This is a genomic window from Nocardia sp. NPDC003963, assembly GCF_053605105.1.
This window is the reverse complement of sequence record NZ_JBSGIP010000022.1, coordinates 18,787-44,304: the sequence shown is the minus strand read 5'-3', so window position 1 is coordinate 44,304 and position 25,518 is coordinate 18,787. Positions and strand designations below refer to the sequence as shown.

Below are 25,518 nucleotides of genomic sequence, written 5' to 3'. Positions count from 1 at the left end.
CGGGCCGGGGTCGACGCACCCCGGCCCGTCCAGAAAGGCAGGACCGCCGTGACCGGAACCGAGACCCGGGTTGTCGATTACACCGTCGAGGACGGGTTCGCCACCCTCACCCTCGACTCCCCGCACAACCGCAACGCCATCTCCGCGCGTCTGGTGACCGAACTCCTGGACGGGTTGGCGCGTGCCGCCGCCGACCTGCAGGTGCGCGGGGTGGTCCTCACCCACACCGGTAATACCTTCTGTGCCGGAGCCGATCTGAAGGAGGCGGTGGACGCCGACCCCGCCGCCGCCTCCGATATCCGCACCCAGTGGATGGTGCGGTTGCTGCGCACGATCCTGGAACTCCCGAAACCCGTGATCGCGCGGGTGGACGGCAATGTACGGGCCGGCGGTATGGGCCTGCTCGCGGCATGCGATATCGCCGTCGCGGGCCTGTCCAGCAGTTTCGCGCTCACCGAAGCCCGGCTCGGCCTGGCCCCGTTCGTGATCTCGCTGACCCTGCTGCCCCGGATGGCACCCCGCGCCGCCGACCGCTACTTCCTGACCGGCGAGAAATTCGACGCCGACACCGCCGAGCGCATCGGCCTGATAACCCTGGCCACCAGCGACCCCGCCGCCCGGGTCGCCGAACTACTCGACGAGCTGCGCCACGGTTCCCCGCAGGGCCTCGCGGCGAGCAAACGTCTCACCACCGCGCCGATCCTCGCCGAATTCGACCGTTCCGCAGCCGAATTGGCGAGCCGTTCCGGCAGTTTCTTCGGGACCGAGGAAGTGATCGAGGGGATGACCGCATTCCTGCAACGCCGCCCACCCCGCTGGGCCGTCCCGGCCACCGAAACGCCCTCGGCAGAATAGGCCGCTATGGCGACACCCCACGAACCCAAACAGGACCGCAGCCGGGCCACCCGGCAGCGGCTCCTCGAGGCGACCATCGACTGCCTGGCCGAACGAGGCTGGGCAGCCGCCACGGTATCGGTGGTCGCCGAACGCGCCGGGGTGTCGCGAGGCGCGGCCCAGCACCATTTCCCCACCCGCGAAGACCTGATCACCGCCGCCCTGACCTATATGTTCGACACCCGCACCGACCAGGCGGTATCCGCGGTGGACGCGGAACCCGGCCTGGCCCGCACCGAAGCGGTGGTGGCCGCGCTGGTCGAGTCCTACACCAGCACGCTGTTCAAAGCCGCCCTCCAGGTCTGGACGCATGCCGCCGCGGACCCCGCCCTGCGTGAACGAATCGTCCCGCTGGAGGCTCGTTTCGGCCGCGGCGCGCATCGCCGCGCCGTCCGGGCCCTGGCGGTCGACGACACCGATCCGGTCACCCACCACCTGGTCCAGGCCACTCTCGACCTTGCTCGGGGCCTCGGTCTGGCCGACGTCCTCACCGACGATTCGGCCCGCCGCACACAGATCGTGCACCAGTGGGCGGTCACCTTGCACGAGGCGCTGGAAGCCAGGAGGGGTTGAAACGGTCCGTGGCCGCGCCCACCCGGCGGCATCGGAAGGGGTCGTCGCTGCGGTGGCGGCGGGTATGCAGGCAATCTTGGAACTACCCCGCGTCCCCCGCCTCGGAACCGAGGGTTACAACCACCCTGGAGCGCTGTCATGAACTGGAATGAACCCACGCTGGATGTTGCACACGGTGACAAGGCTTTGTCTCTGCAGGTGGCCGGGGCCCTGCAGATGATCGCCCGGCATTCACCGGATCCCGCCCTGAAGAGTCAGATCGACGACATCACCAGTGGCCGGATGAGCGCACGGGATCTGATGAACGGCGAGGCATTCAATCGCGTCCTGGACCGCGTGGCCCCGGACGCCGTGCGGTGGGCAGCCGAAACCTCCGCCGAAGAGCGTCGAGAGCTGGCCGACCGTGGTGCGGCCGATCTGGAACGGGTTCGACGTGAAATGTCCGAACCCGTAGCAGACCCGGGAACACCGCCGGCCCGTGCGACCGATCACTCATCAAGTGATGCACGGGACCCGATAACCGGCCGGCCACCTACCACGGCTGCCGAATCGGCGCCGGAAGCGCGCCGTTCCTGGCGCGATGTGGTCGTTACCCCGGATGAACCCGATGAGGACGACCGCTATTTCCAGGACCGAGGCCGGCGCGGCTGGCTGGAATGACCGCCATGGCGGTACTCGATTTCGCTGCTCTCCGAGGGGGATATCATCCGACATCCGGTATCGATAGAGATTCGCGCCGATATCACAGCGGGGGTGTACCGCAGAGGGCCCTCGATCTTCTCGATTTGCGAGCCGTTGCCGGACCGCTGCGCGGAACACGGCCGCCTCGCGGTAGCGCGGCCCGCTACCCAGGTGAACTTCTTGGCGGCGGAGTACGGTTCGGAACAGCAGACCTTCACCAGCGATGCAGTGCACTTCGTCGGTAAGTGGAGGGGAATGTCGCGGACTTTCCGGTACTCCACGCCGGACGCGGTGGTCGCGACCCATTGGCCTTGTTGTTCGCATTGCCTGCGCCGGATGCGGACGTATCGATGGGTGGGGCGGGCACTTCTCGCCTGTGTCCCCGCCGCAGGCGTATTGGCAATCGCTTTTCCCCTGGGGCAGGACTTTTTCTTCCCGGACGGCGGTACAGATCTCCACCGGGCGATGATGTACCTGGTTCCCGTGGCTCTCTGGGGATTCGTCGCGAGCAGGGTGGCTTTCAGCAATACACGCCCGATCCGCGAGGCCAGGTTGAACGACGACCGGACCGCCATGATCGTTTCCGCGGTCCACCCCGACTATGTGGCAGCGCTGGCGGACCAGCGGCAGCCATAGGGTGGACTCGGCTCGCGGTTCACCGAGGCGGGCGCCGATCCGCAGTTCGAGGCGGCTGTGGAGAAGGCGGTCGACGACTCGAGCACAAAGCATCCGAACGCCGGGATTCAGCTGGAGTGGTCTGATGAGCTACATCTTCGATATCGGTGATGTCACCGTATGGAGTCCTGCTCTCCGAGTCGGCCGACTGTATGTGAGCATGGCCCAGGATGTGGCCGGCGTGCTCGAAACTTCGACCGGAATGACTGCTATGGCTGCGGACTATTGGGAGATCGAACTCCATGAATTCGATTCGTTCGTTCGAGCTATGTACGAAAGCTACTTCGCCAGTGAACATCCAGTGTTGAGAATGCTGATCGGAGCAGTGCTGGCGCCGTCCATTGTCCTATTGGAGCGGGGTGGCAACTCGATCGCTCCCGGATCTGATGCCGAGCAGGAATTGTTCGACCGTGTTCACGCGTTGTCCATGCCGCAGTGAGATCATAGAAAGCCATGCCTCTCGTCCTTCCCTGAGTATCCAGTGACCGCTGGTCATCCGCCGCCTCTGGAGACCACATTGTGTTCGGACGGGATCAGGCGCAGACGCGACGACCTTGATGGCAAGCCGGGCCCAACTCGGAAACACACATTGCGATCGATCCGGATGGTACATATCCAACTCCGAAAGGATGGCGAGGCTGATAATCCCCATGCCTGGGCGCCCAGTAGAACTGGTGCAGCTCGTTCCCGTGCTGATACTCCGTGTGGGAACGGCTTTCGAGGTGCAGATCGAGAGTTCGGTGGGCCTCCGAATATCAGGTGACAACGTGCACCGGTATCCGATCGGTGAAATACCCGAGGAAGTGGGTCCGCAGCTCAGTGGAGCGCTTCGGGCCGCGCATGTGGCAGACAACGGGACATTGCAGTTGGAATTCGAGTCCGGAAGCACACTACAGGCTTTTGCGGATCCGGATTACGAGGCATGGAACATAGTCGGAGCTCACGGATTCAGGGTGGCTTGTATGCCGGGTGGTGAGCTGGCTGTGTGGTCGGCGAGCGGATCATAGAATCGGAAATTGTGCGCCGACCGATAGGGCGGCTGACGCATGTTTGCTCGCGGCTGTCGTACCGCGGGGATAGGTAGGGCCGCGGCTGTCCTCGGTGGGCCGGTCGTGATTGATCAGCGTGACCGGGGCGGTGGGGTTCCGGCGACGATTGTCCCGATCCAGTCGAGTGTGCTGTGCAGTCCGGTCGGCAGGTCGGTGGTGGATCGCCAGCCGAGGCCACCGTGGCCGGGGTGATCGGCGTCCGATGCCGCACTCGTCGTGTGGTTCGGCCGGCCGGGCGCAGCGGTTCGGCGGGCCATATTGCCACGCGCGGACGCCGACGCCGACCCGGCCGCCCGGTTGCGCATGCACGCGGCCGTCGCCGGCCGCGGCGCTGTGCTGCTCACCCAGGACTCGGCCGCCGGCACCGACCGTGGCGGCCAGGTGCGGATAGTTTTCGTCCCCACGCACACCCTCGCCCGCCGTGTCCTCGGCGCCTTCCCCGACGTGCCCTGTGGCAGCGGCCCGGAGATTCGGATGGATCGCGCGGAAGTCGACGAACCGGCCGTTCACGGCATTCTTCGACGACGCGGGCCCGCCTGCGCGACGCGGCCCGCCGCTTCTTCGAACGCCCCCGCTCGACCGTCGCCCATATCACCGTCTACCCGGGTGGTGCCTACGACCACCGGCCGGCCCCGGCCCGGGACTTCCACATCATGGACTACCCGGACGGCCGCTACCGCGTTTGCGCCACCGCCACGGTCCACGCCGTCCCCGCCGATACCGCCGAACTCTCCGCCCACCTGAACAACCTGCTCGAACGAACCCTGACCGACTACCGCGAAGATCACGAGCTCTGACCGCGCGATCGATGGGACTCGTCGTCGCCGAGGGGGCTGCGGGTGTCGACGTGCGAATTCGGGTGTCCGGCGTCGAGCGCCGCCGCGAAATCCGGGTGTGCGCGCAGTGTGAAATGCGCGGTGGTGGTCATCGGACGGACCCGGGCCGGCCGCGCACCCCGGGCGTGCAGGGTCAGCGCGAGGGCCAGTGCGCCGGGCAGCCAGCCGGGGAAGAAGGCCAGCACCATGGGCAGCGTCACCTCGGTGACCACCCCGGCCTGGACGGCGAGGAAAAGTACGCACAGGGCGAGCGGACCGGACGCCCCGAGGCCGAGGGCGAGTGCGGTGAGTATGCGGTGCAGCCACGCGCAGGATCGGCACAGTGGCCAGCGGCCGTACACGTGCACGGTGGTCGCCGGGGTCCCGGCATACCGGGTGAGACCCCAGCGGTAGGAGGACCACCACGTGCTCTCGACCTGTCCTCTCGCGCCCTGGTGCAGCCGCTGCTGAGTGTCGATACGGGTTACCGCCGTCCGCCCGTGCCGGGCGCAGCGGTCGGGTAGCTCCTGCCCGACCTCGAGGAAACGGAGCCGGGTGGTCTCCGAGAGCGTGGTGCGCTGCCCCATCTCGGCCGCGCTGAGCGGCCCGCGATACGGCCGTAGAGCGATCGCCACATCGGATTTCCGGCGGAATCCTGTTCTGTTCCACATCGTGACCGCCCCGCCCTACTCGAGCCAGCCGTGGCGCCGCCGCTGCTCGAAATAGAGATCGTCTTCGTCCGGCTCGTCGGGGGTCACGACCTCTTCCTTGCGGCGGCGTGTTCCACGGTCGGCGGGTGGCGATACCGAGTGCGGCTCCGCCGCGGGCGACGGCTCCGGCTGTCGGGCCGGCATGTCCCGCCAGGGATCGTCCGCGGTGGGCTCCGGCCCGGCGGCCGCCTGCTGCCGGTACCGCTCGAGATCGGCTCGGCCCTGTTCGGCGAGGCGTTCTCGCTCTTCCTCGGACAGTGCTCCGATTCGTTTCATCATGGCGGGCACGGCCGAGTCCAGTAGTTTGCTGATCGTCTCGGTGCGGGCGAAATCGCGCACTCCCATCCGGCCGTCGAGCACCTCCCGGGTCAGCGCGCGCAACGCGGGGTCGCGGGTGTTCGCGGCCAAGGTGCGCAGCGCTTCGCCGAGCTGCCGTGAGGTTGCCGCATCGCCCCGGGCGACATCGAACATCGGTTCCGGATTCGTCACGTCACACTCCCGGGTGGTCGTAGGCGTTATCGGGTAGTGGTGGAATTTCCGCCGACTGGATACCGGCGACCCCGTTCAATATCATCCCGATCGCCGTCTCGCCGGCGGTGATATACGTCGCGTACGTCGAGAGCACCTGATTCCACAGAGCGACCATTTTCAGCATATCGGCAACCACCGATGCCTGTAGTACCGCTGCCGCGGTGGCGCCTACTCCGGTGTGCGCCGCAGCGATTGCCGCCAGCTCCTTCACGATTGCTATGACGGCAGTATCGAATATTCCCTGTATGAGAAACGAAACGCCCTGCGCCGTGTAGTAGGAGGAGAGCGAGAACTCCTCGATCTGGGTAGCGATATCGCGGAGCGGAGCGGCCTGATCCTTGGTGGCGCCGCGGAACTGGTCGAAATAATCCCGTGCGGAGTCGCCGGCATTGCCGCGCCAGGAGTCTATATCCTTGACGGCTTCGCCGAGGGTGCGGGAGTAGGAGTCGTTGTAGGAAGCCAGATTACGAATTGCGGATGCGGAGATCTGCATCTGCTCCCAGTCGCCGGTGAACTGTGCTGTAGCCCAGGTCAGCGGATCTGCGTCGAGAGTCCGCACAACGAAATAGTTGGCCCAATAGGTGAGTGAGTATATATTGTTGTTCAGAAATAATTCGAGCGGATCTGGTATCGGATCGCCTGCGCCCGGATCGGTGAGTTTCTCGACGGGCTTTTCCGAAGTCATTTCTTCGCCGGGTAGGTCTTGTCCAGTGCCGCGGCTGTGGATCCATCGGTTGTCCGGTACATCTGTGCGGTTCTGGACAGTTCGCCGGAGGAAACCGACGTCAGGTTGCCCAGCCCGCTGTAGTTCTTCTCCAGCAGATCCCGAACCTGCTGAATCGTCTCTGCCACTCGTCCGTACATCAATCCGGCTTGTTCGCTGGAGAGATCGATATGATCCCGAATATACGATTCCGCTCGTATGTTCTCGTCTGCGAGTTGTTTCAGCGTCGTCGCGAGCCCATCGAGATCTTCTGGTCGCACGGAAAGATCTTCCGGCATGATCCCCCTCTTCCTCATCCTGGAACACAATCGGAATCGAGCGGTGCCTATTGCGCGCAGCGCCGAGTCCGCTTGTGCTTCGTCGAGCATCGGATGAGCCCAATGTACCTGTGCCGTCCGGTTGCCTGCACCGCACCCATGGCGATCGTGCAACGCGCTCTGGAAGTCGTCTCAGAGTTCGGCCACGGCATCGATATCGATACCGGAGACGGTGAATTCGGCACCCGCACGGTCCAGGAGGCGTCGGGCCGCCGTGTTGTCGGCGGTGGTGGCCGCCACGAGTTGCCGCGCACCCGAGCCGCGGGCCAGTGCGCGCAATTCGTCCATGAGCGCGGTACCGATCCCGTGCCCGCGGCGCGATCTTCCGATCCAGGCGCCGATTTCGATCCGGCCGCCGTCGAGGGGTTCGAGCCGGACCGCACCGACGACCCGTTCGTGGACGATGACGAGGTAGGTGGTTTCCACCGGCCGCCGCGCGGCGAGGGACCGGGCGTGGTGGAATTCCAGGAATGCCTTCCTGGCCGTCGGATCCCAACCGGCTGCACCGGGAACCGGTGGCATCACTTCCGTGGGATCGGCATCCGCCACCGCCGCCGCGAGCAACAGGTGCAGATTCTCTTCGGTCAGCGGTAGCAGCCGCGCCTGGATCATTCGGCGCAGATTTCACCACCGAGCGCCGGGTGTCAATCGAATAGCGATGCGGACCGGTCGGATACGGCCTGCCATGCCGAGGTGGCGCCGCGGATATCGGGTACCCGGCAATCCGGTCGGCTGGTCGGAGACCCGTGATATTCGATCGCAAGCAGTGACCCTGCCGCTGACGGTGGCAGTGTGCCCGGGCCCGCCGACCTGTCTACTCGACGCTGCTCTCGTGCGGCACCCGCGGCAGAGTCACGGCTCTTACGGTGACAAGCTCTTCCAGTCCTTTGAAATCGTCGGGATCGGTCGTGTACAGGGGCAGACCTTCGGCCAGAGCCGAACGGTATGGGGTCGAATTCGTGCTCGGCTCGTTGGAAGCCATCCAGGCGCCGGGCTCGCTCGGAGTGCTCCTCGTAGTTGTTCTGCTCGGTACCGGCGCGGACCTCGTGCGGCCCGGCCGACAACCTACCCAGCGCTACCAGGTGCTACTCGAGGGGCGATGAGACTCCCTTGCTGGTGAACCCTGACGTCAGGCCGGTACGAGCCCGGTGCGATTCCACGGGACCCGGTCCGCCGCCATCCCGTCCAGGCTGAAACGGCCCGCGCCGGTGCACAGTAGTAGCAGAGTGCCTGCGCCGAGTCCGACGACCAGTTCGCTGCCGCCGCCGTTCACGAACAGGCCGTTACCCATATGGGTGATCAGGTAGGCGCCGGCCATATCCGCGAAGAGCAGTACCGCCCAGATCGGGGTGATCGCACCCAGTATCAGGCCCGCGCCGCCGACCAGTTCGATGCCGGCGGCGGCGATCGCGGAGATATCGGGTAGCGGGGCGCCCATCGATTCGAATCCCCGCTGGGTCGTGGCGATTCCGTTGGTGAAGAACTTCTGCCATCCGTGGGCGAGGAAGACGATGCCGAGACCGGCACGGGCCAGCAGGATCAGCAGATTGCGGAGAGTGCTCATGATGGTGTCCTTTTCGGGAGAGATCAGCTCGGGGGTTCGGTACCGGTCGCGACGGTGGACGACAGCCGTGTCCGCGGCGAGACGGTGACGGAGTCGGTCAGCGTCCTTGTTCGTTGCCCGCTCCGGTGCTCGCGTGATCACGCAGGGCGGCGACGATGGCGGATCGGCCGAGCCGTCCGGCATTGTCCAATGCGGTGCGGCCGGAGCTGTCCCGGATCGACGGGTCCGCGCCCGCCGCGAGCAGGGCCGTGACGACCTGCTGGTAGCGCTCCGATCCGTCGCCGTACACGATCGCCTCGTGCAGTGCGGTCCAGCCCGATTTGTTGATGTGGTCCACGTCGACCCCGGCGGCGATCAACCGCCGCACAGTGTCGACGTGGCCGTGTTCGGCGGCCGGGATGAGCGCGGTGCCTCCGTAGCGATTCACGCTGCGCAGATCGGCGCCGTGCGTGAGCGTCATCTCGAGGATGTCGTCGATACCTTCCGCACCGGCATAGAGGTAGGCGGAGTCCGCCAGGTCGTCCTCGGCGTCGACATCGGCACCCGCGTCGATCAGCACCCGGGCGGCCGCGGTGGCTCGGTTCCGGGTGGCGGCGATCAGCGGCGTGCGGCCCTGTTCTCCACGGGTCTCCAGGTCGGCCCCACTCGCGATCAGTTCACGGACCAGGTCTGCGTCGTTGCTCGCGGCCGCCTGCAGCAGTCGCGCATCGAGTGCTGGGTCGACGGTGGGCGGTGGAGTCGGTGCGACGATCGGCTGCGCAGGACTCGCCGGCGCGGTCCGCTGGGCCGCGGAAGGTGGATCCGTGGTGCACGCCGCGGCACCGAGAGACAGTGTCGCGAGCACGGCGCACAGGGCCGCGCCGGGGCGAACGGTGCGCATAACGGGATTCCTCCTGGCCGAGTGGACAGTCCCACGATGCCGAACAGCGGCGATAGTGTCCAAGAGATGGTGCTCATCGTCTCTATAGGCAGGGCCTATAGTTGCTCGATGGAGCTGCGCCACCTCAGGTACCTGCTCGCGGTCGTCGATCACGGCAACTTCACCCGCGCGGCCGAAGCGCTGCATATTTCGCAGCCCACGCTGTCGCAGCAGATAAAGCAGCTCGAACGGTCGCTGGGCGTGCAGTTGCTCGACCGCTCGGGCCGCACTGTGCGCCTCACCGACGCCGGCGACGCGTACACACAGCACGCGCGGCTCGCGCTCCGGGACCTCGATGCCGCCGAACGCGCGGTCCACGATGTCCGGGATCTGTCCCGCGGCCGGCTGCGAATCGCGATGACCCCTACTTTCACCAGCTATCTGATCGGGCCGCTGGTGCACCGGTTCCGGTCCGCGCATCCCGGGATAGGGCTCGTCGTCGGGGAAACGACCCAGGACCGGATCGAGGCCGATCTGCTCGCCGACCGGATCGATCTCGGAATCGCCTTCGCCGGCACCCACACCCCCGGAATCGAGCGCACCCCGCTGTTCACCGAAGAACTGGTCCTCGTCGTAGGTTCGGGCCATCGCCTGGCGGACAGTTCGCGGCCACTACCGGTCGAGCGTCTCGCCGACGAGCCGCTGGGCCTGCTCACCGGGGATTTCGCGACGCGTTCGTATATCGACAGGTACTTCGCGAGGTACGGGATCGCCCCGTATATCGGGGTCGAGGCGAATTCCATCAGTGCTCTGCTGGAGTTCGTCCGCCGCGGTTCACTGGCCACCGTCCTCCCGAAAGCGATCACGGTCGAGCGCTCGGACCTGCATCCGGTGCCGCTGTCCCCGCCACCGGCCGCCCGGACGGTGGAACTCCTGCGCCGCAGGACCGCTTACCATTCCGCGGCCGCCCGGGCGTTCGCGGCGCTGGCCGGGGAAAGCGGCTGACCTTTATCAGCTCGCCCGGGAGCAGGCCGAACAACGAGAGTGTCGCGCCGCTCCTCGAACGGAGGATGCGCGCGCCTTAGTCCGTCACGGACGAATCCACACCGCGCTGCCAACCGGGCAATTACGGACAAAATCTGGCCGCTATCGCTTCTATCGTCGCGTTCGTATTCCATCGACGAGAGGACCGAGATGCCCGGACATATCGCCACGACGCCCATGGGCTACACCACCGTCGCGCCGTGGGTGGTCACCGATGACACGGGCGCTTTTCTCGATTTCGTCACCCGGGCCTTCGGCGGGGAGGAACTGGCGCGGGTGGTGACCGAGGACGGTGCCATCGGGCACGGGGAGATCCGCGTGGGCGATACCGTCGTCCTGGCCTTCGACCGGAAGGTGGATTGGCCGGTGCTGCCGAGTCTGCTGCGGGTGTTCGTCCCGGATGCGGACGCGGCGTTCGCGGATGCGCTCGCCGCCGGCGGCCGGACCGTGACCGCGGTGCGTGACGATGCTTTCGGGCAACGGGGCGGTCGTATCCGGGATCCTTTCGGAAATATCTGGTGGGTTGTCGGCCGGGTCGAGGATGTCGCCGAGGACGAGATGTGGGAGCGGCTGCGGAAACCGGTGTACGCCGAGGGGATGCGGGTCGCGCAGGCGAGCCTGGACGCCGAACTCAGCGGCCGCGCCGAGGGCCGCAGCAGCGCTCCGGTCGAGCCGGCCGGAGAACAATCGGCGATATGAAATGAACAAGGGGAGAGACCTGTTCGTGGTCGCGAATTTCGACATGTCGTCTACCGCGCCGCAGGCATCGCTCTCGGCGGTCTCAGGGGCATCGCTGCGGCCGCAATGATGTCGAGGCCCACCCGGCCCCGGCCGAGATGATCGATCACTGTTCTCACCGCGCTCGCGGCGAACCGGTAGGCGCTTCCCTGTCACGCCGCCCGCGCAGGGCGCTCGACGGGCCGGCCGCCCTCGAAGTGGGCTGTCGCGCCAGATCGAGGTGCTCACCGAGAGGAAGACCGAACCCCGGAAAGCGGGGAAGCCTTCCGGAGTTCAGCGGCCTGACGACCAGTCACCCGAGGTTGCGCAGATTCGGGTGGTGCCCCACGTCGCTCTCGCGAAGTGGACGAGCCGGCGTCCCGGCACCGAGATCGTCCACGGAGGTTCGTACGGGTGGTGCTTGTTACAGGTTTCCGCCGGCGTAGTTGGACCCGGTCTGCAGCAGCTGCAGTACCTGCGCCAACTGGTCGGCAGATCCGGTGGCACCTCCGGTCCCCGGGTCGGTATCGGTCACCGGTGCCGCTGGGGTCAACTGCACCGGCGCCGCGGAGGCGGTCCCGGCTGCTGCACCGAGACCGGCCGCGGCGATGGAAACGGCGGCGACGGCGGTACTGAATCTGGATCTCACAGTGTTCCTATCATCGGTGTCTCACGTCGGGACAGATCGTTGCACCCGCGCATGATCGGCGGACGCAATTGCTGTACAGCGTGTTTCACATTATGTCGATCGCTGCGTTGTCGATTGCCCCCAATTCCCGGGTCGTCTCGGCTCCTCACGTGCGAGGGTGTATCAACGGCCGCGTCCGAATTCGGTGACGACAACTGGAAGAACGACAAATCCATCGGCCACCGACAACAACTCTCGATACTGCCCGAGGCTCTGGCAGTTGTCCCTGGGTGGTCAGCGGCAGCAGTTGGGGTCGAGGACGGTGCACAGTGCGGTGAGGGCGTCGCGGCGGGCCTGATGCAGCACGCTCATGCCGTGGCGTTCGGAGTCGATGAACCCGGCCTTGCGGAGCTGGGTGAGGTGGTGGCTGACGGTCGATTCCGATAACCCGACGGCCGCGGCGAGGTCGCCGCCGGTGCGGCCGGTATCGGGGTCGGCGAGCAACAGCGAGATGAGTTTGACCCGGACCGGGTCGGCGAGCGCCTTCAACCGGAGCGCGACGTGCAGTGCCCCATCGTCGTCGACCGGGCCGGCGGCCACGGGGGCGCAGCAGACGGGTGCGGTGATGTCGATAACGGGGAGCGCTTTGGGCATACACCGCATCCTACCGGCAGATATTGACTTATGTCGAAAAGGTGGCAGACTGACGGTCGCCAGCTATTCGATATATGTCACACAGGTGGTGGTCATGATGTCCCGGATACAGCTCGCGCTCAACGTCGACGATCTGGAAACCGCGATCGGGTTCTATTCGACCCTGTTCGGTACCGAACCGGCCAAACGCAAGCCGGGATATGCGAACTTCGCGATCGCCGAGCCGCCGCTGAAGCTGGTGCTCATCGAGAACCCCGGCCACGGCGGCAGCCTCGATCACCTCGGTGTCGAGGTCGAGTCCTCGGAGAAGGTCCACTCCGAGATCGCACGCCTGTCGGAGGCCGGGGTGTTCACCGAGGAGCAGATCGCGACGACGTGTTGTTTCGCCACCCAGGACAAAGTCTGGGTGACCGGGCCCGGTGCGGAGCGGTGGGAGGTCTACACCGTCCTCGCGGATTCGGAGTCCTTCGGCACCGCGCCGGAGTTTGCCGAGATCTCCGATGAGGAAGCGGTGCGGACATGCTGCGGCACCGACGGCCGCGGTGACGCCGGAAACGTCTGCTGCACCCCGGCGTGAGCACGGCGGTAGAGGCGCCGGCACCGCGCTTGCCGATGCTGGACCGGCTGCTGCCGGTCTGGATCGGAGTCGCGATGGCCGCGGGGCTGGCGCTCGGTCGACTTGTGCCCGGCCTGGGTGAGGGCCTGTCAGCGGTCGAGGTGGACGGGATTTCGCTGCCGATCGCGGCCGGACTGTTGATCATGATGTATCCGGTGCTGGCCAAGGTCCGCTACGACCGCCTGCACACCGTGACCGGCGACCGGCGTCTGCTCGCGGGATCGCTACTGTTGAACTGGGTGATCGGACCCGCACTGATGTTCGCGCTGGCGTGGCTGCTGTTGCCGGACCTGCCCGAGTACCGGACCGGGCTGATCATCGTCGGGCTGGCGCGCTGCATCGCGATGGTGATCATCTGGAACGACCTCGCCTGCGGGGACCGGGAAGCCGCTGCGGTGCTGGTCGCGATCAACTCGGTATTCCAGGTGCTCATGTTCGCGGTCCTGGGCTGGTTCTATCTCTCCGTGCTGCCGGGATGGCTGGGGCTGGAGCAGGCCACGATCGAGGCTTCACCGGTCGATATCGCGGTCTCGGTGCTGGTGTTCCTCGGGATCCCGCTGGCCGCCGGATATCTCACTCGCCGGATCGGGGAGAAGGCACGCGGCCGGGACTGGTACGAAACCCGGCTGCTCACGAAGCTCGGGCCGTGGGCGCTCTACGGGCTGCTGTTCACCATCGTGATCCTGTTCGCCCTGCAAGGTGAGCAGATCACCGCACGGCCGCTCGATGTCGTGCGGATCGCGGTGCCGCTGCTTATCTACTTCGCGCTCATGTGGGGCGGCGGTATCGCCCTCGGCGCGATGCTGCGACTGGGTTATGCGAGGACCACGACGATGGCGTTCACGGCGGCGGGCAACAATTTCGAACTCGCCATCGCTGTCGCGATCGCCACTTACGGCGCGACCTCCGGCCAGGCCCTGGCCGGTGTGGTCGGCCCGCTGATCGAGGTCCCGGTCCTGCTCGCCCTGGTCTATCTCTCCCTCGCCCTACGCCGGCGCCTCACCTCGGCACCGGTCGGCTGAAAGGTCTCTGCCCTGATGCCCTCCACTCCGAGCGTGCTGTTCGTGTGCGTCCACAACGCCGGACGCTCCCAGATGGCCGCCGCCTTCCTCACCCACCTCGCCGGGAACCGGGTCCAGGTCCGCTCCGCCGGTACCGCGCCCGCCCACACGATCAACCCGGTCGCGATCGAGGCGATGCGCGAGGCCGGAATCGATATCTCCGACCGGATCACGGCCGTCCTGACCGCCGACACTGTCGAATCCTCCGATGTAGTGATCACCATGGGCTGCGGGGACACCTGCCCCTACTTCCCCGGAACCCGCTACCTCGACTGGCAACTCGACGATCCCGCCGGCGCCGACCTCGCCACCGTGCGCCGGATCCGCGACGATATCGAACACCGGGTCCGGGGTCTGCTCACCGAACTCGGGGTGGAAGCCACCTGACTCCGCGGACCGAACCAGGCCCAGAGCAGAACGCCGGCCGGCGGCGTTCTGCTGTATCCGGTCCGTGGCTGTGCCGTAGCAGTTCCGTATCACCCGCCCGTCTCGACAGCCGCCTCGAACTCAGTCTCGAATCCATGGTTTCGAGACTGCGTCCGGTTCCTGCCGCCTCCGCCTCCACTACCCGATCGCGGGCAGACCGGCACCGGCCAGTTCACCGGCCGCGATCACCAGCGAGTCCTACGTCGGCTCGCGGGTAGCGTCGGCGCTCGTGACTTCGACTCTGCATACTCAGCGTCTTGTCCTCGAGCGGTACGTTCCGGAGGATGAGGAAGGCTTCGTCGCTTTGTTTCAGGACGCGAGGGTATCTCGATGGATGGGTGACGGCCCGTCTTCCGAAGCGTCCGACCGGGCCTTGTTCGGGCGGGTCTTCACCGAGGTCTATGCGGACGATCTGTTCGACGTCTGGGCCGTTCGCCGGGAGGGACGCCTGGTCGGGCATGCCGAGATCAAGCCGACCGACGCGGTCGAGGGCTACGAGATCATTTACGCTCTGACCCCACAGATGTGGGGATGCGGTTTGGGCGTCGAGTTGGCAGAAGCGCTCGTCGCCTACGGTTTCCACACCCTGGGACTGACCGAGGTGCACGCCACCGTGGCCGCGCCGAACAAGGCTTCGCTGCATGTCCTGAGCAAAGTCGGTTTCGAGCATATCCGGGACATCACCGAAAATGATGGCAGTACCACCCTGCTGTTGACCCGGTCGATCAGTGACAGCTCCTGAAGAACGGCACACCTCGATGACCACCGCTGCCGATGTCCTGGTGGAACGCGCCCGGACGATGCTGCGACCGGATGTCACCACGACCTACGTACTGGCACCGGCCACCGGCGTGACCCTCGCCGCCCTCGCCGACAGTGAGCATGCCCGCCGCTCGGCTGCGTTACTGCGCACCGGCTCGGCATCCCGATGAGGACCCCGGCGGTCCGGCGCACGGGCCCGGGCCGGACCGAGGATCGTCGTCGCGCTGATCGGGCTGTTCGGCGGCGGGTGTCGCGTAGCAGGTCCGCAGCGGCGAGGATCGGGGTATGAACGATCGGCCCTCATTCACCTATTCCGAGGTCGGCGCGACGCGGGGCGAACTGCCCCCGGGCCGGCATCATCTGCGGGTCCGTCGCGAGATCGCCCGCGGTAGAGCCGAATTCCAGCGGCTGGGCGAAGCCGTGCTCGGCTATCGGATACAGCGCGGCCTGGGAATTCTCCGGGAGACGCAGCGTCCGGTGGCCGAACCGGGGGCCGATGTCACGGTTGTGCTCGGCATCGGCCGGTTCGGTCTGCGTGCGCCGTGCCGGGTCGTCTACGTCCTGCGCGAGCCGGAGCGGATCGGTTTCGCCTACGGCACCCTGCCGGGGCATCCGGAGAGCGGGGAGGAACTGTTCGCTGTCGAATACGATCCGGCCACCGATATCGTCTACGGCGTGATCACCGCGTTCTCCAGCCCCGCCGGCTGGTATACGCGCCTCGGTGGACCACTGGCCGTGCTGGCGCAGCGGGTGGCCGCGAGGGCTTATCTCGCGGTGCTGCGCCGGACGCCGCGGGAGTGATGAACCCGGGCGGTGAAGAGTCGGTGACGACCCGCTGCCGCGCGGTGATCGTGCTCAGGGCGCGGGGTGAACGGTCCGCCGGACCTCGACCTCGCCCGGGGAGAAAGCCCGCCCGACCAGATTGAAGCTCCAGGACACTGTGGGGGTGATGCGCATATACGGTGCGGTCCCGAACTGCCCGGCACGCTCCACCAGTTCCGCCGTCCCGTAGACGCGCAGATAGCGCGGGGTCCACGGGTCGGTGGACACGAGATCGTCGATCACCACCGCGACTTTCGTATTGCCCTGTCCGATATTGCGGAATTTCCTGGTGCGCGCCGGGGCGTGGCCGCCTATGTACAGGTAGGTGCCGTCGAACTCGTAGCCCACCGGGGCCACATCGGGCTGGCCGCCCGGGCCCACCGTGGCTATGCGCGCGAGCGGCTGCGAGCGCAGATAGGTGACTTCTTCTTCGGTGAACGACATCGGGAGCCTCCTTGCGACAGGTCCGGGGGATGCCGTGCCGGACTCTCGTGCACGGCGATCGTCGACGGCCCCGATTATTTCGTGCGCACCCGGTCCGGAGCCGTCGCGTCGCATCCGGCGCGTCGGGTGGATTCCGTCCTGATCAGGACAGACCGAAATCGACGCCGGTGAGTTCGGCGGAGACCTCCCAGAGTCGCCGCGCCACGGTCACATCACTGGCCAGGGCCGACCGGCCGACGAGGGCCGGATAGCCGTGCATCTCCCCGCGGCCGTCCGGTCCGATGTAGCTCGCGCCCGGCAGGTCCTGGGTCGCCGCGAACAGAGTGGTCAGCGCGGCCTGCTCCGGTGGCTGGGCCAGATAGCGACCCGCGAGGTGCACTAGGGCGACCAGGAATCTGTTGCGATTCGCGGTGCCGAGTTCGGTGGCCGCGTAGCCGGGGTGGGCGGCCGTCGCACGGACGGCCGATCCGGCTTCCCGGAGCCGCCGCTCGAGTTCGAGGGTGAACAGCAGGTTCGCGAGTTTCGAGCGGCCGTAGGCCTTCACCGGGCCGTAGCCGCCCTTCGCGAAATCGAGATCGTCGAAATCGAGGGTGCCCACCCGGTGGGCACCCGAGGCCAGATTCACCACACGGTCGGTGATATGCGGCAGCAGCCGATTGGTGAGCGCGAAATGGCCGAGATGATTGGTGCCGAACTGCATTTCGAAGCCGTCCTGCGTCCGGCCCTGCGGCACCATCGCGACTCCGGCGTTGTTCACCAGGATCGAGATCTCGCCCTGCCACGCCTCGGCGAATTCGCGGATGGATGCCTGGTCGGCGAGATCGAGCCGCCGGACCTCGTTGCTGCCGCCGATCCGGCGGGCGGCCTCGTTACCCCGGCCGATATCGCGGACCGCGAGCACCACATGTGCTCCGGCGCGGGCCAGCAGGGTGGCGGTGCCGAAACCGACGCCGCTGTTGGCGCCGGTGACGACCACGGTGCGGCCGTCGAAGTCGGGCAGATCGGCTGCGGTCCAGTGGGAAGAACTCATGTCCAGACGGTAGCGCGGGGGCCGCCGCCGGGCGTGGGTGCGGCGGAAATGATGTCTTGCCTGCGATTACGCGGGTAACACACATCGCCCCGGATACGAAGAAATGATCGGAAGCGCCGAACACCACGGGGCCGGACGGGTAGCGTGAGGGTCGCGTTCCGGGGTCGGTCCGTGCGGCCGAAACTCCGTATCCCGGCATTCCGTTCGATCCGCTGTCACCGTTCGATCCGCTGTCACTCCGAAAGGGTCGTCGATGCATCGTTCACGCAGGACCGCTTCCGTCGCGGTATCGGCAACGGGCGCGCTGGCCGTGGCGCTCGTCGTCACCGCGCCCGCCGCACCCGCCGCGATCACCGAATTCGAACTGGCGCCGGGTAGCGGCACGGGTAGCTCCCCGGCGCCCTACGGCACGCACTGCACGTACACCGCCACGGCCACCGCGGAGCCGGGCGAGTACATCAGTTTCTACGACAGCCAGAAGGGTTCGTTCGATCCGCCCGGTGCGATCCTCGTCGGTGAATCCGGCGAGGTCACCGCGGAATGGACCCCGCAGACTCCCGGTACGCACAATCTGCACGCCGTGAATACCGGTAGTGAACAGTCTCTTCGGGTGGAGGTCGGCTCCGGCCTGAACCTCGGCTCCGCCTGCCCGGTGTTGTGACCGGCGGCGCACCCGCTGTGGCCGGAGGCCGCGGCGCTATCTCGTATTCCGGACCGAAAGGCAGACACAGACCTGTCGCGTGAACCGCGGCAGCCGGCGGAAGGGGTGTGTTCATGGGGGATATACGTCGCGCAAGACGCTCGGGTGGTGTGGGCGCCGTGATCGAGCGGGTCGGTGCGTCGCTCGACGAGGGGTCGCTACGCAACGAATTGACGGTGGCGGCGCTGGTCCTGTCGTCGTTCACGGTCGTACTGGGTCTGACCTCGGACGGTTTCGGCTGGACAGCCGGATACTGTGCCGCCGGGCTCCTCGGCGTCACGGGGGCGCTGGTGGTGATGCGCAAGGACCGGCCGCGGCAGCAGTGGTTGGTACCGGCCGTCATCTCGCTGCTCGATGTGGCCCTGCTGATCGTGTACGGCAGGATGTCCGGGAGCCTCTGAGCGGTAGCGGATCCCGCGCGACCACTCGTTGTTCCCACGGTGTGGTGTGGTGGGCGTGTTCGCCGGGGTGGTCGTGCGGGGATACTGTCGCTGCGTCGACTGTGCTGTCCGGTCCGAGGAGTGTCCTTTGCTGAACCGGCCCGATATCGCAGAGGCGCGGCGGCAGCTCTGCGGTGTGGTCAGCGGTGCGGTCCGGGATATCGCCTTCGCCACCGAAAGCGGGATCCGGGCCGTGGGCCGGCAGGCCGGGGGCGGAGCCGGCGAACTGCGGCGGGCCGATCGGGGGTTCCGGGGGACTCCTGATGCCGGGGACCCGAAGGCTACGTCGGGGGCGGATATCCGGCCGGTTACGCAGTTCCCCCGAGTGGCCGGGAACGATCCGCGCCGTCCCTTCCGGATGGTGACGTGGAATATCGCCGGTGGCCGGCGTTCGTTGTCTGCGGATGCGTTCCACTACGACGAAGTGGATCTACCGTATTTCGCCGAGCAATTGCGGCGTCTGCGTCCCGACGTGATCAATGTGCAGGAATCCGAAGTCGACGGCAGCGGCTCGATCGCCGAGAAGCTGGCCGAGCTCGCCGGTTGTCCCCATATCTTCGAGACGCCGATGTGCCCGTCACATATCAGCGACGGTAAGACGTTGAGTCTGGCGATGCTCAGCCGGTTGCCGATCGAGGGTGAACGGGCGCAACGGCTGCCGGTCACCCGTCTCGATCTGCGGGTCGCCGGCCGGTCCGTGGAGCCCTACGATCGCTACGCGCAGCGGGTCACGGTCGGTGGTGTCAATGTGGTCAATCTGCACCCGACCCCGCTGGGCTTCTTCGGGCACAGTTACGAGGAGGGAGCCGGTGCCACGCATGCGGGTGAGATCGGTTCGGCGGTACGCGAACTGATCGACGGGCCGACGGTGGTCGCCGCGGATCTGAACACCGACCGACCGGCCAGGGTGTACGGGCCCATGTTCGAGGAGATGGGCATGAGCTCGGCGCTGGACACCGACGCCAGGACCGTCCCGGGCTGGGACGGCGCACCCGACCAGATCTACTCCTCCGCGGACTTCCGGACCGTCGACCGGGGGGTGGTGACCACCGAGACCGACCATCACCTGGTCTGGGCCGATCTCGAGGTCGTCGACCCGCGTGCGCTCGACGTGCTGGCCGCGGCCCGTGGGCCGGCCGAGTAGCCGGGGCAGCGGATCCGCCGCAGTTAGCTGTTCACCTACGTCGGTGCGGGCTTCCGGATAGAGTCGGTGGATTCGGCGAAATCGTCGGTGACACAAGGTGAAAGAAGGCTCTGCCATGACCGCGATCGGTCGCGGCGGCGTGCGCAATCCGTGGACGCAGCCGACTTACGGGTACTACAACAGTTCTTTCGAACAGTCACTCACCGAGAAGGACACCGCCGGCGGTTTGACGGTGATGCGGTTGACGATCACCAAGGACTCCGCGCCTCCGCTGCATTACCACACGCGTGAGGACGAGTTCTGGGTCGTGACCTCGGGCCGGGCGCGGTTCTGGCTGGGTGGCACAACCCTGGCCGAATGTACTGTCCAGGAGGCCGATTCCGGGGCATTCGTATTCGGTCCGCGCAATGTGCCGCATACCTTCCAGACCATCACCGAGACAGCCGAAGTACTCGTCGGCAACACCCCCGGCGCGTTGGAGGGTTACTTCCAGGGTGTCGGTGCCGCGGAGGTCCGCCACGACGAGGACAACTCCGGTTTCCTGGAGGGTTTCGGCGTGTACTTCATCGGACCGCCGCCGGTCTGGAGCGAGTGGAACAGCGAGTAGCAGGGACCGGCCGTCAATTGTGCGCGGCCGTGGGCAGCATCAGGTGTTCGGTCAGGAAATTGATCTGGTCGGCGATTATCCGGTCCACCGCCGGTGGGTGGTAGACGGTGAAATGGTCGGCGTCGTAGTGCTTCAGCACGGCTCGGGGCGCGGTGGCCGCTACCCGTCCGGCGATGGTGGGATCGATCAGGTTCTCCCGCTCGCAAGCACAGACCAGCAGTGGACAGCGCACTCGGGGCGCGGCCGATGCGGCGTTGTAGAACAGCATGCCGAGCCCGGAGGCCGCAGTGATCCGGTTGTCGAAACGGTAACCCGGCGGCGTCACCGACTGCCATCCCTCGAGTGCGCCGGGTTGTGTTACGAAGGCGCGGTCGCCCGGCCTCCCGACCAGTGCCACATAGCGCCGGGGCAGCCGCAGTGCGGCCCGGATCAGGTCCGAGGCGATAGGCAGGGTGAATCGGAGCAGCTGCCCGGCGCCGGCCCGGGAGACGACCGCGCGTCCGCTGAAGACCGGACACTGCACAACGGCTGCGCGTAGGTCCCGATGACGAGCTGCGGCGGCCAGGACATGGCTGGCGCCGAAGGAGGTGCCCCACAGGGCGATCCGGCCGGGGTCCAGCTCGGGACGTGACCGGGCGAAACCGAGTGCCGCGTCGACATCCTCGGCGTAGCGGCGCTGGTCGACGAGCTGGCGTGGCTCACCCCCGGATTCGCCGAGGTGGCGGAAATCGAAGGCCACTACCGCCAGCCCTGCTCGTGCGAACCATCTCTCGTATTGCCCGAGCATCATCTCGTGGGTGGCGCCGCCTCCGTGGACGAGAACGACCGCCGGGTGCGGTCCGTCGCCGTCGGGCAGTGTCAGCCAGGCCGCGCAGTGGTCGCGGCCGGACGGGAATGTTGTGCGGATCGTCATCAGACCTCTATTTAGGTACGTTGTACGTGAACCAGTTCAGTTAATCACGTACGTCGTACTTGAACAAGGAGGGGTTATGCCGGCGCCCAGGAAATTCAGTCGGGAACAGCTTCAGGCGGCGGCCTTGGCCCTCGTCGATGACCAGGGACTGGCCGGTCTGACGATGCGCAACCTCGCCGCCCAGCTGGGTACCGGCGCGATGACGATCTACAACTATGTGGATGGTCGCGAAGGACTCGAGGAGCTGGTGACCGAAGCGGTCATGGGCGAAACCCGCTGGGCCGAGAGCGCTGACGAGTGGCCGGTGCGGGTCTCGGCCATCGCGGAGGGGATGTGGCGCGCCGTCCGCGCGCATCCACACGCCATACCGCTGATCCTCACCCGGCGTAGTTCCGATATCCCGACCCTCGCACCCGCCGAGGCGTTGCTGGAGGCGCTGGCCCGCTCCGGTCGATCCGGTATCGACCTGCTGGTGGCCTTCCGGGTGGTCTCCGGATTCGTCACCGGCTTCGCGCAGGCCGAACTCGCGAGCCCACTCGCTGCGCGCAACGGCGAGGATCGGACCGCTGTCGCGGCCCGGGTCGCCGGACTGCCGGCGGACCGTTTCCCGAAACTGATCGAGATCGCTGAAGCCGCGGCGTCGAGTGATCCGGAAGCCGAATTCCGTGACGGGCTGGGGATCGTCCTGGCGGGACTCGGAGCTCGCGGGCTGTCCGATGGCCGCCCGCGGTAGCCACCACCGAGGATTACGGCACCGCTTGGAGGCGCCAGCGCTGGTACGGGCCGCCACGGGGGGTCATCTTCAGGGTCTGGTCGCCGGGTAGGTAGGTGAGCACCGACTTGGGGTAGCCCTCCTCGAAAAGGTAGCCGCCCGCGAACTGCCACTTCACCGCGAGGCTGGAGCCGGAGGTCACGAGTCGGGCGTCCATTCCGCCGCGGGAGGGGGTGCTGCCGTAGGACAGAGCGAAGTATCCCCGTGTGTCCTGCGGGACGATACTGACGAGATTGTTGCGCACACCGGAGTGGGTATTCGCGCCACTGGAGTCGAACAACCATTGCTGCTGGACCGAACGGTCGCAGGCGCGCATCGCTGGGCCGGGGTCGCCGAGCGCACCGGACTCGTTGCCGGGGCGAGTGTATTCCGGCTGCTGCCGGGTGCTGTCGTATTCGTAGTAGCGGGCGGTCTCGCTGGTCAGGCAGAGCCGGGCGTCCTCGTTGCGCAGGGCGAACCTGCCGCCGGGAAAGCCGTTGGCGACGATCAGTGGACCTCGTTTCGACGGCTCCCGGCCGGTCAGCTCGATATCGGGCACCGTCGCCGAATATGTTGCGACGAGCAAGCCGGTGATCAGGGCGACCAGTATCGACGAGCCGCCGCGCACTCTTCGAGTTTTCATGCGCGAAAGCTATCAATGCTCGGTCGGTGGGTATCGATGGCGCGCGGAACCCGCACGGGAGAAACCGGATAGCCGTGCGTCCGGCCGGGATCTGGAGTGCGCGTGGCGTGTTCCGGCGCTACCGGCCGATATCCCGTCTGCGGCTGGGGGTTCGATCGTGCGCCGGCGGCGGCAATGGTCGGCCCCTGCTGCGTGCGGCGCGTGCCGTGGCGGATTGTCCGGTCAGGGGGTCTGGATGGCGGTGAAGGTCATCCGGTCGCCGCGGTAGAGGGAGCGGCGATGTTCGATGGGGATGCCGTCGGGATCGTAGGAGACGCGTTTGAGCAGGAACATCGGGGTGCGGGTGTCGACGGTGAGCAGCGCGGCCTCGCGGGCGTCGGGCAGGGTGGTCTCGATACTGTCGACGGCCCGTGCGAAAGCGATCCCCCGAGTGGCGATCTCGGCGTACAGCGATTGTGTGTAGTCGAAGGATTCGAGCAGTCCGGGATAGCGGTAGGCGGGCAGTCGGGTGGTTTCGAGGCCGAGCCGCACGCCGTCGGTGGTGAGGACGCGTTCGAGCTGGACCACCGGATCGCCGGGTTCGATCGCGAGCATGGCCGCCAGTTCCGGTTCCGCGGTCTGCCGGGACCAGCCGACGAGTATGCGGGTGGCGGTGCGGCCTTCGGAGCGCGCGGCCTCGGTATAGGAGCCCAGGGCCAGTGGTAGAACGAGTTTCGGGCCCGCGACCAGGGTGGTCTTCCCCTGTCGTTCGATCCGCCCCGCGACGAGGAGTTCGCGCAGCGCTTGGCGCACCGTCTCCCGGGCCACGTCGAAGCGCACCGCGAGATCGCGTTCGGAGGGCACGGTGGCTCCCACATCCAGCCCGTCGAGTAATTCCTCGATACTCGCGCGCACGATCTGATGTTTGAGAACCCGGGGTTCGACCGTCGACGACACAGCCCAACCCTACCGCCATCCTGGTCTATACCAGCTGTTAACCAAGGGTTCGCCCGGACGCCCTTTCTCCTGGTCTATACCAGGGGCATGCTCGATCCTGTGCAAGACAACAGCGATTTCACCCTGGTCGTAATGGATATGGCCGGCACCACGGTGGCCGACGACGGGGCGGTCATCCGTGCCTTCGATGCCGCCGCCACCGCCGTCGGCCTGCCCGAAGCCGGCCCCGAACGCGATGCGGCCCGCACGTACGTCCTCGACACCATGGGTCAGTCCAAGATCGCGGTGTTCCGCACCCTGTTCGGCTCCGACGAACGCGCCGTCCGGGCGAATGCCGCCTTCGAGGCCGCCTACGAACGGCATGTCGACGAAGGTGGGATCGCACCGATCCCCGGCGCCGAGAAGGCCATCACACAACTGCGCGAGGCCGGTATCAAGGTCGCGCTGACCACAGGGTTCAGCCCCGCCACTCAGCAGCGCATCCTCGCCGCGCTGGGCTGGACCGAAATCGCCGATCTGGTGCTGGCGCCGGCCGACGCCGGTCGCGGCCGTCCCTATCCCGACCTCGTGCTGACCGCGCTGCTGCGTACCGGAGCCGACGATGTCCGCCATACCGCGGTCGTCGGTGACACCTCCAGCGATATCACTTCCGGACTCCGGGCCGGCGCTGCCATCGTTGCCGGAACCCTCACCGGCGCACACGATGCCGCCACCCTGCGCGAAGCCGGGGCCACCCACGTACTCGACTCCGTCGCCGATCTGCCCGCCCTCCTCTTATCCGCCTGATCCGTTCCACACTCTCTCCCCGAGGACGTCCCATGTTCTTCCGTCGTCGTCACGCCGTGGTCGCCGCACTCGCCGGCCTGGCCCTCACCCTCTCCGCCTGTTCCGGTTCCGGTGATTCCGGTGCCCGCAACGAACAGGGATTTCCCGAGAAACTGACTCTCGCCGCGATCCCGGCGGAGAACTCCACCGATCTGCAGGCCAGCTACGATCCGCTGATCGCGCTGCTGGAGAAAGAGACCGGCTCCGAGGTCGAATTCATCCAGGCATCCGACTACGCGGGCGTCGTCGAGGGCATGATCGCCGGCAATGTCGATCTGGCGTTCTTCGGACCGTTCGCCTATGTGGTCGCCGGGGTGAACGGTGCCGGGATCACCCCGCTGGGTGCCGGAGTTCAGGAGAAGGGCGGTGAACCCGGTTACCAGTCCTACGGGCTAGCCGCGGCCGACAATGCGGCCGTATCCTCGCTGGCGGATTTCAAGGGGAAGAAGGTGTGCTTCGTCGACCCCAGCTCGACCTCCGGATTCCTCTATCCCACCGCCGGGCTGATCGAAGCGAAAGTGATCGCCTCGGGTTCGGAGGCCGACCTCTCGGCCGGGGTGCAGCCCATCTACGCGGGCGGGCACGATGCTTCCGCGCTGGCCGTGGCGGCCGGTGACTGTGATGCCGGATTCGCCTTCGACACGATGGTCGACAAAACCCTGGTGGACAAGGGAGACCTGGAACCGGGCCGGCTGAAGACGGTCTGGAAATCCGAGACCATCGCCGGGTCGCTGTTCTCGGCGAACAACGAACTGGGCACCGATGTCGTGGCGAAACTGAAGACGATCTTCACCGAGAAGGCCAATGCGGAATACATGCTGGGGCAGGGCTTCTGCACCGGCGAATGCCGGATCACCGACGAACGTATCTGGGGTGTCGCACCGGCCGGCGACGCCGACTACGACGGTGTGCGCCACGTCTGTGAGGTCACCGGCTCCGAGAAGTGCAAGGGCTGAGCCGGCC

The 25,518-nt window shown here is 66.8% G+C and carries 36 protein-coding genes; 22 read left to right on the top strand and 14 right to left on the bottom strand.

Annotated elements, in window-relative coordinates:
- The first annotated feature begins 48 nt into the window (after nucleotides 1–48).
- The 7 genes from ACWEWT_RS26205 (at nucleotide 49) to ACWEWT_RS26175 (ending at nucleotide 4,669) form a co-directional block, all read left to right on the top strand.
- Nucleotides 49–855, top strand: coding sequence for an enoyl-CoA hydratase family protein (locus tag ACWEWT_RS26205; RefSeq protein WP_452562805.1), 807 nt, complete (start codon nucleotides 49–51; stop codon nucleotides 853–855).
- Nucleotides 856–861: 6 nt separating this feature from the next.
- The gene (locus ACWEWT_RS26200; RefSeq protein WP_452562803.1) at nucleotides 862–1,467 is read left to right on the top strand and encodes a TetR/AcrR family transcriptional regulator; all 606 of its coding nucleotides are present in this window, start codon (nucleotides 862–864) and stop codon (nucleotides 1,465–1,467) included.
- 138 nt (nucleotides 1,468–1,605) lie between these two features.
- Nucleotides 1,606–2,127: a hypothetical protein gene (locus ACWEWT_RS26195; protein ID WP_452562802.1), complete on the top strand. Its 522-nt coding sequence runs from the start codon at nucleotides 1,606–1,608 to the stop codon at nucleotides 2,125–2,127.
- A 192-nt stretch (nucleotides 2,128–2,319) separates the two neighbouring features.
- Complete coding sequence (locus ACWEWT_RS26190) at nucleotides 2,320–2,784, top strand: hypothetical protein (RefSeq protein ID WP_452562800.1); 465 nt, start codon at nucleotides 2,320–2,322, stop codon at nucleotides 2,782–2,784.
- 124 nt (nucleotides 2,785–2,908) lie between these two features.
- The gene (locus ACWEWT_RS26185; RefSeq protein ID WP_452562799.1) at nucleotides 2,909–3,262 is read left to right on the top strand and encodes a DUF6086 family protein; all 354 of its coding nucleotides are present in this window, start codon (nucleotides 2,909–2,911) and stop codon (nucleotides 3,260–3,262) included.
- Nucleotides 3,263–3,380: 118 nt separating this feature from the next.
- Complete coding sequence (locus ACWEWT_RS26180; protein ID WP_452562798.1) at nucleotides 3,381–3,830, top strand: DUF6188 family protein; 450 nt, start codon at nucleotides 3,381–3,383, stop codon at nucleotides 3,828–3,830.
- A 695-nt stretch (nucleotides 3,831–4,525) separates the two neighbouring features.
- Nucleotides 4,526–4,669, top strand: a complete 144-nt coding sequence (locus ACWEWT_RS26175) for a hypothetical protein (RefSeq protein ID WP_452562796.1) — start codon at nucleotides 4,526–4,528, stop codon at nucleotides 4,667–4,669.
- Here ACWEWT_RS26175 and ACWEWT_RS26170 read toward each other — a convergent pair.
- From ACWEWT_RS26170 to ACWEWT_RS26140, 7 genes are all read right to left on the bottom strand, one after another.
- Nucleotides 4,657–5,322: a hypothetical protein gene (locus tag ACWEWT_RS26170; protein WP_452562795.1), complete on the bottom strand. Its 666-nt coding sequence runs from the start codon at nucleotides 5,320–5,322 to the stop codon at nucleotides 4,657–4,659. The genes ACWEWT_RS26175 and ACWEWT_RS26170 overlap by 13 nt on opposite strands.
- A gap of 51 nt (nucleotides 5,323–5,373) precedes the next feature.
- Nucleotides 5,374–5,886, bottom strand: coding sequence for a hypothetical protein (locus tag ACWEWT_RS26165; RefSeq protein WP_452562793.1), 513 nt, complete (start codon nucleotides 5,884–5,886; stop codon nucleotides 5,374–5,376).
- Between the two features lies 1 nt (nucleotide 5,887).
- Nucleotides 5,888–6,613: a hypothetical protein gene (locus ACWEWT_RS26160; protein WP_452562791.1), complete on the bottom strand. Its 726-nt coding sequence runs from the start codon at nucleotides 6,611–6,613 to the stop codon at nucleotides 5,888–5,890.
- Nucleotides 6,610–6,930, bottom strand: coding sequence for a type VII secretion target (locus tag ACWEWT_RS26155; RefSeq protein ID WP_452562789.1), 321 nt, complete (start codon nucleotides 6,928–6,930; stop codon nucleotides 6,610–6,612). Before ACWEWT_RS26155 ends, ACWEWT_RS26160 begins: the two co-directional genes overlap by 4 nt.
- Before the next feature lie 171 nt (nucleotides 6,931–7,101).
- Entirely contained in the window at nucleotides 7,102–7,581 is a 480-nt protein-coding gene (locus ACWEWT_RS26150) for a GNAT family N-acetyltransferase (protein WP_452562787.1), read from the bottom strand.
- A gap of 517 nt (nucleotides 7,582–8,098) precedes the next feature.
- Nucleotides 8,099–8,533, bottom strand: coding sequence for a DoxX family protein (locus ACWEWT_RS26145; protein ID WP_452562785.1), 435 nt, complete (start codon nucleotides 8,531–8,533; stop codon nucleotides 8,099–8,101).
- A 97-nt stretch (nucleotides 8,534–8,630) separates the two neighbouring features.
- Nucleotides 8,631–9,413 carry an ankyrin repeat domain-containing protein gene (locus ACWEWT_RS26140; RefSeq protein ID WP_452562783.1) on the bottom strand — a complete coding sequence of 261 codons (783 nt, stop codon included), beginning with the start codon at nucleotides 9,411–9,413 and terminating at the stop codon, nucleotides 8,631–8,633.
- A 108-nt stretch (nucleotides 9,414–9,521) separates the two neighbouring features.
- On the opposite strand from ACWEWT_RS26140, the gene cynR reads away from it, so the two are divergent.
- Entirely contained in the window at nucleotides 9,522–10,397 is an 876-nt protein-coding gene (gene cynR / locus ACWEWT_RS26135) for a transcriptional regulator CynR (RefSeq protein ID WP_452562781.1), read from the top strand.
- A gap of 189 nt (nucleotides 10,398–10,586) precedes the next feature.
- Nucleotides 10,587–11,135: a VOC family protein gene (locus tag ACWEWT_RS26130; protein WP_452562779.1), complete on the top strand. Its 549-nt coding sequence runs from the start codon at nucleotides 10,587–10,589 to the stop codon at nucleotides 11,133–11,135.
- Nucleotides 11,136–11,577: 442 nt separating this feature from the next.
- Here ACWEWT_RS26130 and ACWEWT_RS26125 read toward each other — a convergent pair whose 3' ends face one another.
- A complete protein-coding gene (locus ACWEWT_RS26125; RefSeq protein ID WP_452562778.1) occupies nucleotides 11,578–11,802 on the bottom strand; it encodes a hypothetical protein in 225 nt (74 codons plus the stop codon).
- Between the two features lie 273 nt (nucleotides 11,803–12,075).
- Nucleotides 12,076–12,435, bottom strand: coding sequence for an Rv2640c family ArsR-like transcriptional regulator (locus ACWEWT_RS26120; RefSeq protein ID WP_452562776.1), 360 nt, complete (start codon nucleotides 12,433–12,435; stop codon nucleotides 12,076–12,078).
- Between the two features lie 97 nt (nucleotides 12,436–12,532).
- Between ACWEWT_RS26120 and ACWEWT_RS26115 the strand changes: the two genes are divergently transcribed.
- The 6 genes from ACWEWT_RS26115 to ACWEWT_RS26090 all read left to right on the top strand — a co-directional run bounded on the left by ACWEWT_RS26115 (nucleotide 12,533) and on the right by ACWEWT_RS26090 (nucleotide 16,101).
- A complete protein-coding gene (locus ACWEWT_RS26115; protein WP_452562884.1) occupies nucleotides 12,533–13,012 on the top strand; it encodes an ArsI/CadI family heavy metal resistance metalloenzyme in 480 nt (159 codons plus the stop codon).
- Between the two features lie 35 nt (nucleotides 13,013–13,047).
- On the top strand, nucleotides 13,048–14,073 hold the full coding sequence (gene arsB / locus ACWEWT_RS26110) for an ACR3 family arsenite efflux transporter (RefSeq protein ID WP_452562882.1): 1,026 nt from the start codon (nucleotides 13,048–13,050) through the stop codon (nucleotides 14,071–14,073).
- 15 nt (nucleotides 14,074–14,088) lie between these two features.
- The gene (locus tag ACWEWT_RS26105) at nucleotides 14,089–14,499 is read left to right on the top strand and encodes an arsenate reductase ArsC (protein WP_452562775.1); all 411 of its coding nucleotides are present in this window, start codon (nucleotides 14,089–14,091) and stop codon (nucleotides 14,497–14,499) included.
- A 268-nt stretch (nucleotides 14,500–14,767) separates the two neighbouring features.
- Nucleotides 14,768–15,280, top strand: coding sequence for a GNAT family N-acetyltransferase (locus ACWEWT_RS26100; protein WP_452562773.1), 513 nt, complete (start codon nucleotides 14,768–14,770; stop codon nucleotides 15,278–15,280).
- The gene (locus ACWEWT_RS26095) at nucleotides 15,267–15,470 is read left to right on the top strand and encodes a hypothetical protein (RefSeq protein ID WP_452562772.1); all 204 of its coding nucleotides are present in this window, start codon (nucleotides 15,267–15,269) and stop codon (nucleotides 15,468–15,470) included. The genes ACWEWT_RS26100 and ACWEWT_RS26095 overlap by 14 nt, the downstream gene beginning before the upstream one ends.
- A gap of 115 nt (nucleotides 15,471–15,585) precedes the next feature.
- Nucleotides 15,586–16,101: a DUF1990 family protein gene (locus ACWEWT_RS26090; protein WP_452562770.1), complete on the top strand. Its 516-nt coding sequence runs from the start codon at nucleotides 15,586–15,588 to the stop codon at nucleotides 16,099–16,101.
- 54 nt (nucleotides 16,102–16,155) lie between these two features.
- On the opposite strand, the gene ACWEWT_RS26085 is transcribed toward ACWEWT_RS26090, so the two are convergent.
- Both ACWEWT_RS26085 and ACWEWT_RS26080 read right to left on the bottom strand, forming a co-directional pair.
- A complete protein-coding gene (locus tag ACWEWT_RS26085; protein WP_452562768.1) occupies nucleotides 16,156–16,566 on the bottom strand; it encodes a PPOX class F420-dependent oxidoreductase in 411 nt (136 codons plus the stop codon).
- A 142-nt stretch (nucleotides 16,567–16,708) separates the two neighbouring features.
- Nucleotides 16,709–17,602 carry an oxidoreductase gene (locus ACWEWT_RS26080; RefSeq protein WP_452562880.1) on the bottom strand — a complete coding sequence of 298 codons (894 nt, stop codon included), beginning with the start codon at nucleotides 17,600–17,602 and terminating at the stop codon, nucleotides 16,709–16,711.
- Between the two features lie 247 nt (nucleotides 17,603–17,849).
- Here ACWEWT_RS26080 and ACWEWT_RS26075 point away from each other — a divergent pair, with 247 nt between their 5' ends.
- The 4 genes from ACWEWT_RS26075 (at nucleotide 17,850) to ACWEWT_RS26060 (ending at nucleotide 20,487) form a co-directional block, all read left to right on the top strand.
- A complete protein-coding gene (locus ACWEWT_RS26075; protein ID WP_452562767.1) occupies nucleotides 17,850–18,257 on the top strand; it encodes a hypothetical protein in 408 nt (135 codons plus the stop codon).
- Nucleotides 18,258–18,370: 113 nt separating this feature from the next.
- A complete protein-coding gene (locus ACWEWT_RS26070; RefSeq protein ID WP_452562765.1) occupies nucleotides 18,371–18,697 on the top strand; it encodes a hypothetical protein in 327 nt (108 codons plus the stop codon).
- A gap of 127 nt (nucleotides 18,698–18,824) precedes the next feature.
- Nucleotides 18,825–19,880, top strand: a complete 1,056-nt coding sequence (locus ACWEWT_RS26065) for an endonuclease/exonuclease/phosphatase family protein (RefSeq protein ID WP_452562764.1) — start codon at nucleotides 18,825–18,827, stop codon at nucleotides 19,878–19,880.
- A gap of 115 nt (nucleotides 19,881–19,995) precedes the next feature.
- Entirely contained in the window at nucleotides 19,996–20,487 is a 492-nt protein-coding gene (locus tag ACWEWT_RS26060) for a cupin domain-containing protein (RefSeq protein WP_452562762.1), read from the top strand.
- A gap of 13 nt (nucleotides 20,488–20,500) precedes the next feature.
- Here the strand turns inward: ACWEWT_RS26060 and ACWEWT_RS26055 are convergent, their stop codons facing one another.
- Nucleotides 20,501–21,400, bottom strand: coding sequence for an alpha/beta hydrolase (locus ACWEWT_RS26055; protein WP_452562760.1), 900 nt, complete (start codon nucleotides 21,398–21,400; stop codon nucleotides 20,501–20,503).
- A gap of 76 nt (nucleotides 21,401–21,476) precedes the next feature.
- On the opposite strand from ACWEWT_RS26055, the gene ACWEWT_RS26050 reads away from it, so the two are divergent.
- Complete coding sequence (locus ACWEWT_RS26050) at nucleotides 21,477–22,133, top strand: TetR/AcrR family transcriptional regulator (protein WP_452562758.1); 657 nt, start codon at nucleotides 21,477–21,479, stop codon at nucleotides 22,131–22,133.
- Nucleotides 22,134–22,146: 13 nt separating this feature from the next.
- On the opposite strand, the gene ACWEWT_RS26045 is transcribed toward ACWEWT_RS26050, so the two are convergent.
- The gene (locus ACWEWT_RS26045; RefSeq protein WP_452562757.1) at nucleotides 22,147–22,794 is read right to left on the bottom strand and encodes a hypothetical protein; all 648 of its coding nucleotides are present in this window, start codon (nucleotides 22,792–22,794) and stop codon (nucleotides 22,147–22,149) included.
- Between the two features lie 222 nt (nucleotides 22,795–23,016).
- Nucleotides 23,017–23,730, bottom strand: a complete 714-nt coding sequence (locus ACWEWT_RS26040; RefSeq protein ID WP_452562756.1) for a GntR family transcriptional regulator — start codon at nucleotides 23,728–23,730, stop codon at nucleotides 23,017–23,019.
- An 87-nt stretch (nucleotides 23,731–23,817) separates the two neighbouring features.
- Between ACWEWT_RS26040 and ACWEWT_RS26035 the strand changes: the two genes are divergently transcribed.
- Nucleotides 23,818–24,516 carry a phosphonatase-like hydrolase gene (locus ACWEWT_RS26035; RefSeq protein WP_452562754.1) on the top strand — a complete coding sequence of 233 codons (699 nt, stop codon included), beginning with the start codon at nucleotides 23,818–23,820 and terminating at the stop codon, nucleotides 24,514–24,516.
- A gap of 32 nt (nucleotides 24,517–24,548) precedes the next feature.
- The gene (locus ACWEWT_RS26030) at nucleotides 24,549–25,511 is read left to right on the top strand and encodes a phosphate/phosphite/phosphonate ABC transporter substrate-binding protein (protein ID WP_452562752.1); all 963 of its coding nucleotides are present in this window, start codon (nucleotides 24,549–24,551) and stop codon (nucleotides 25,509–25,511) included.
- The last annotated feature ends 7 nt before the right edge of the window (nucleotides 25,512–25,518 follow it).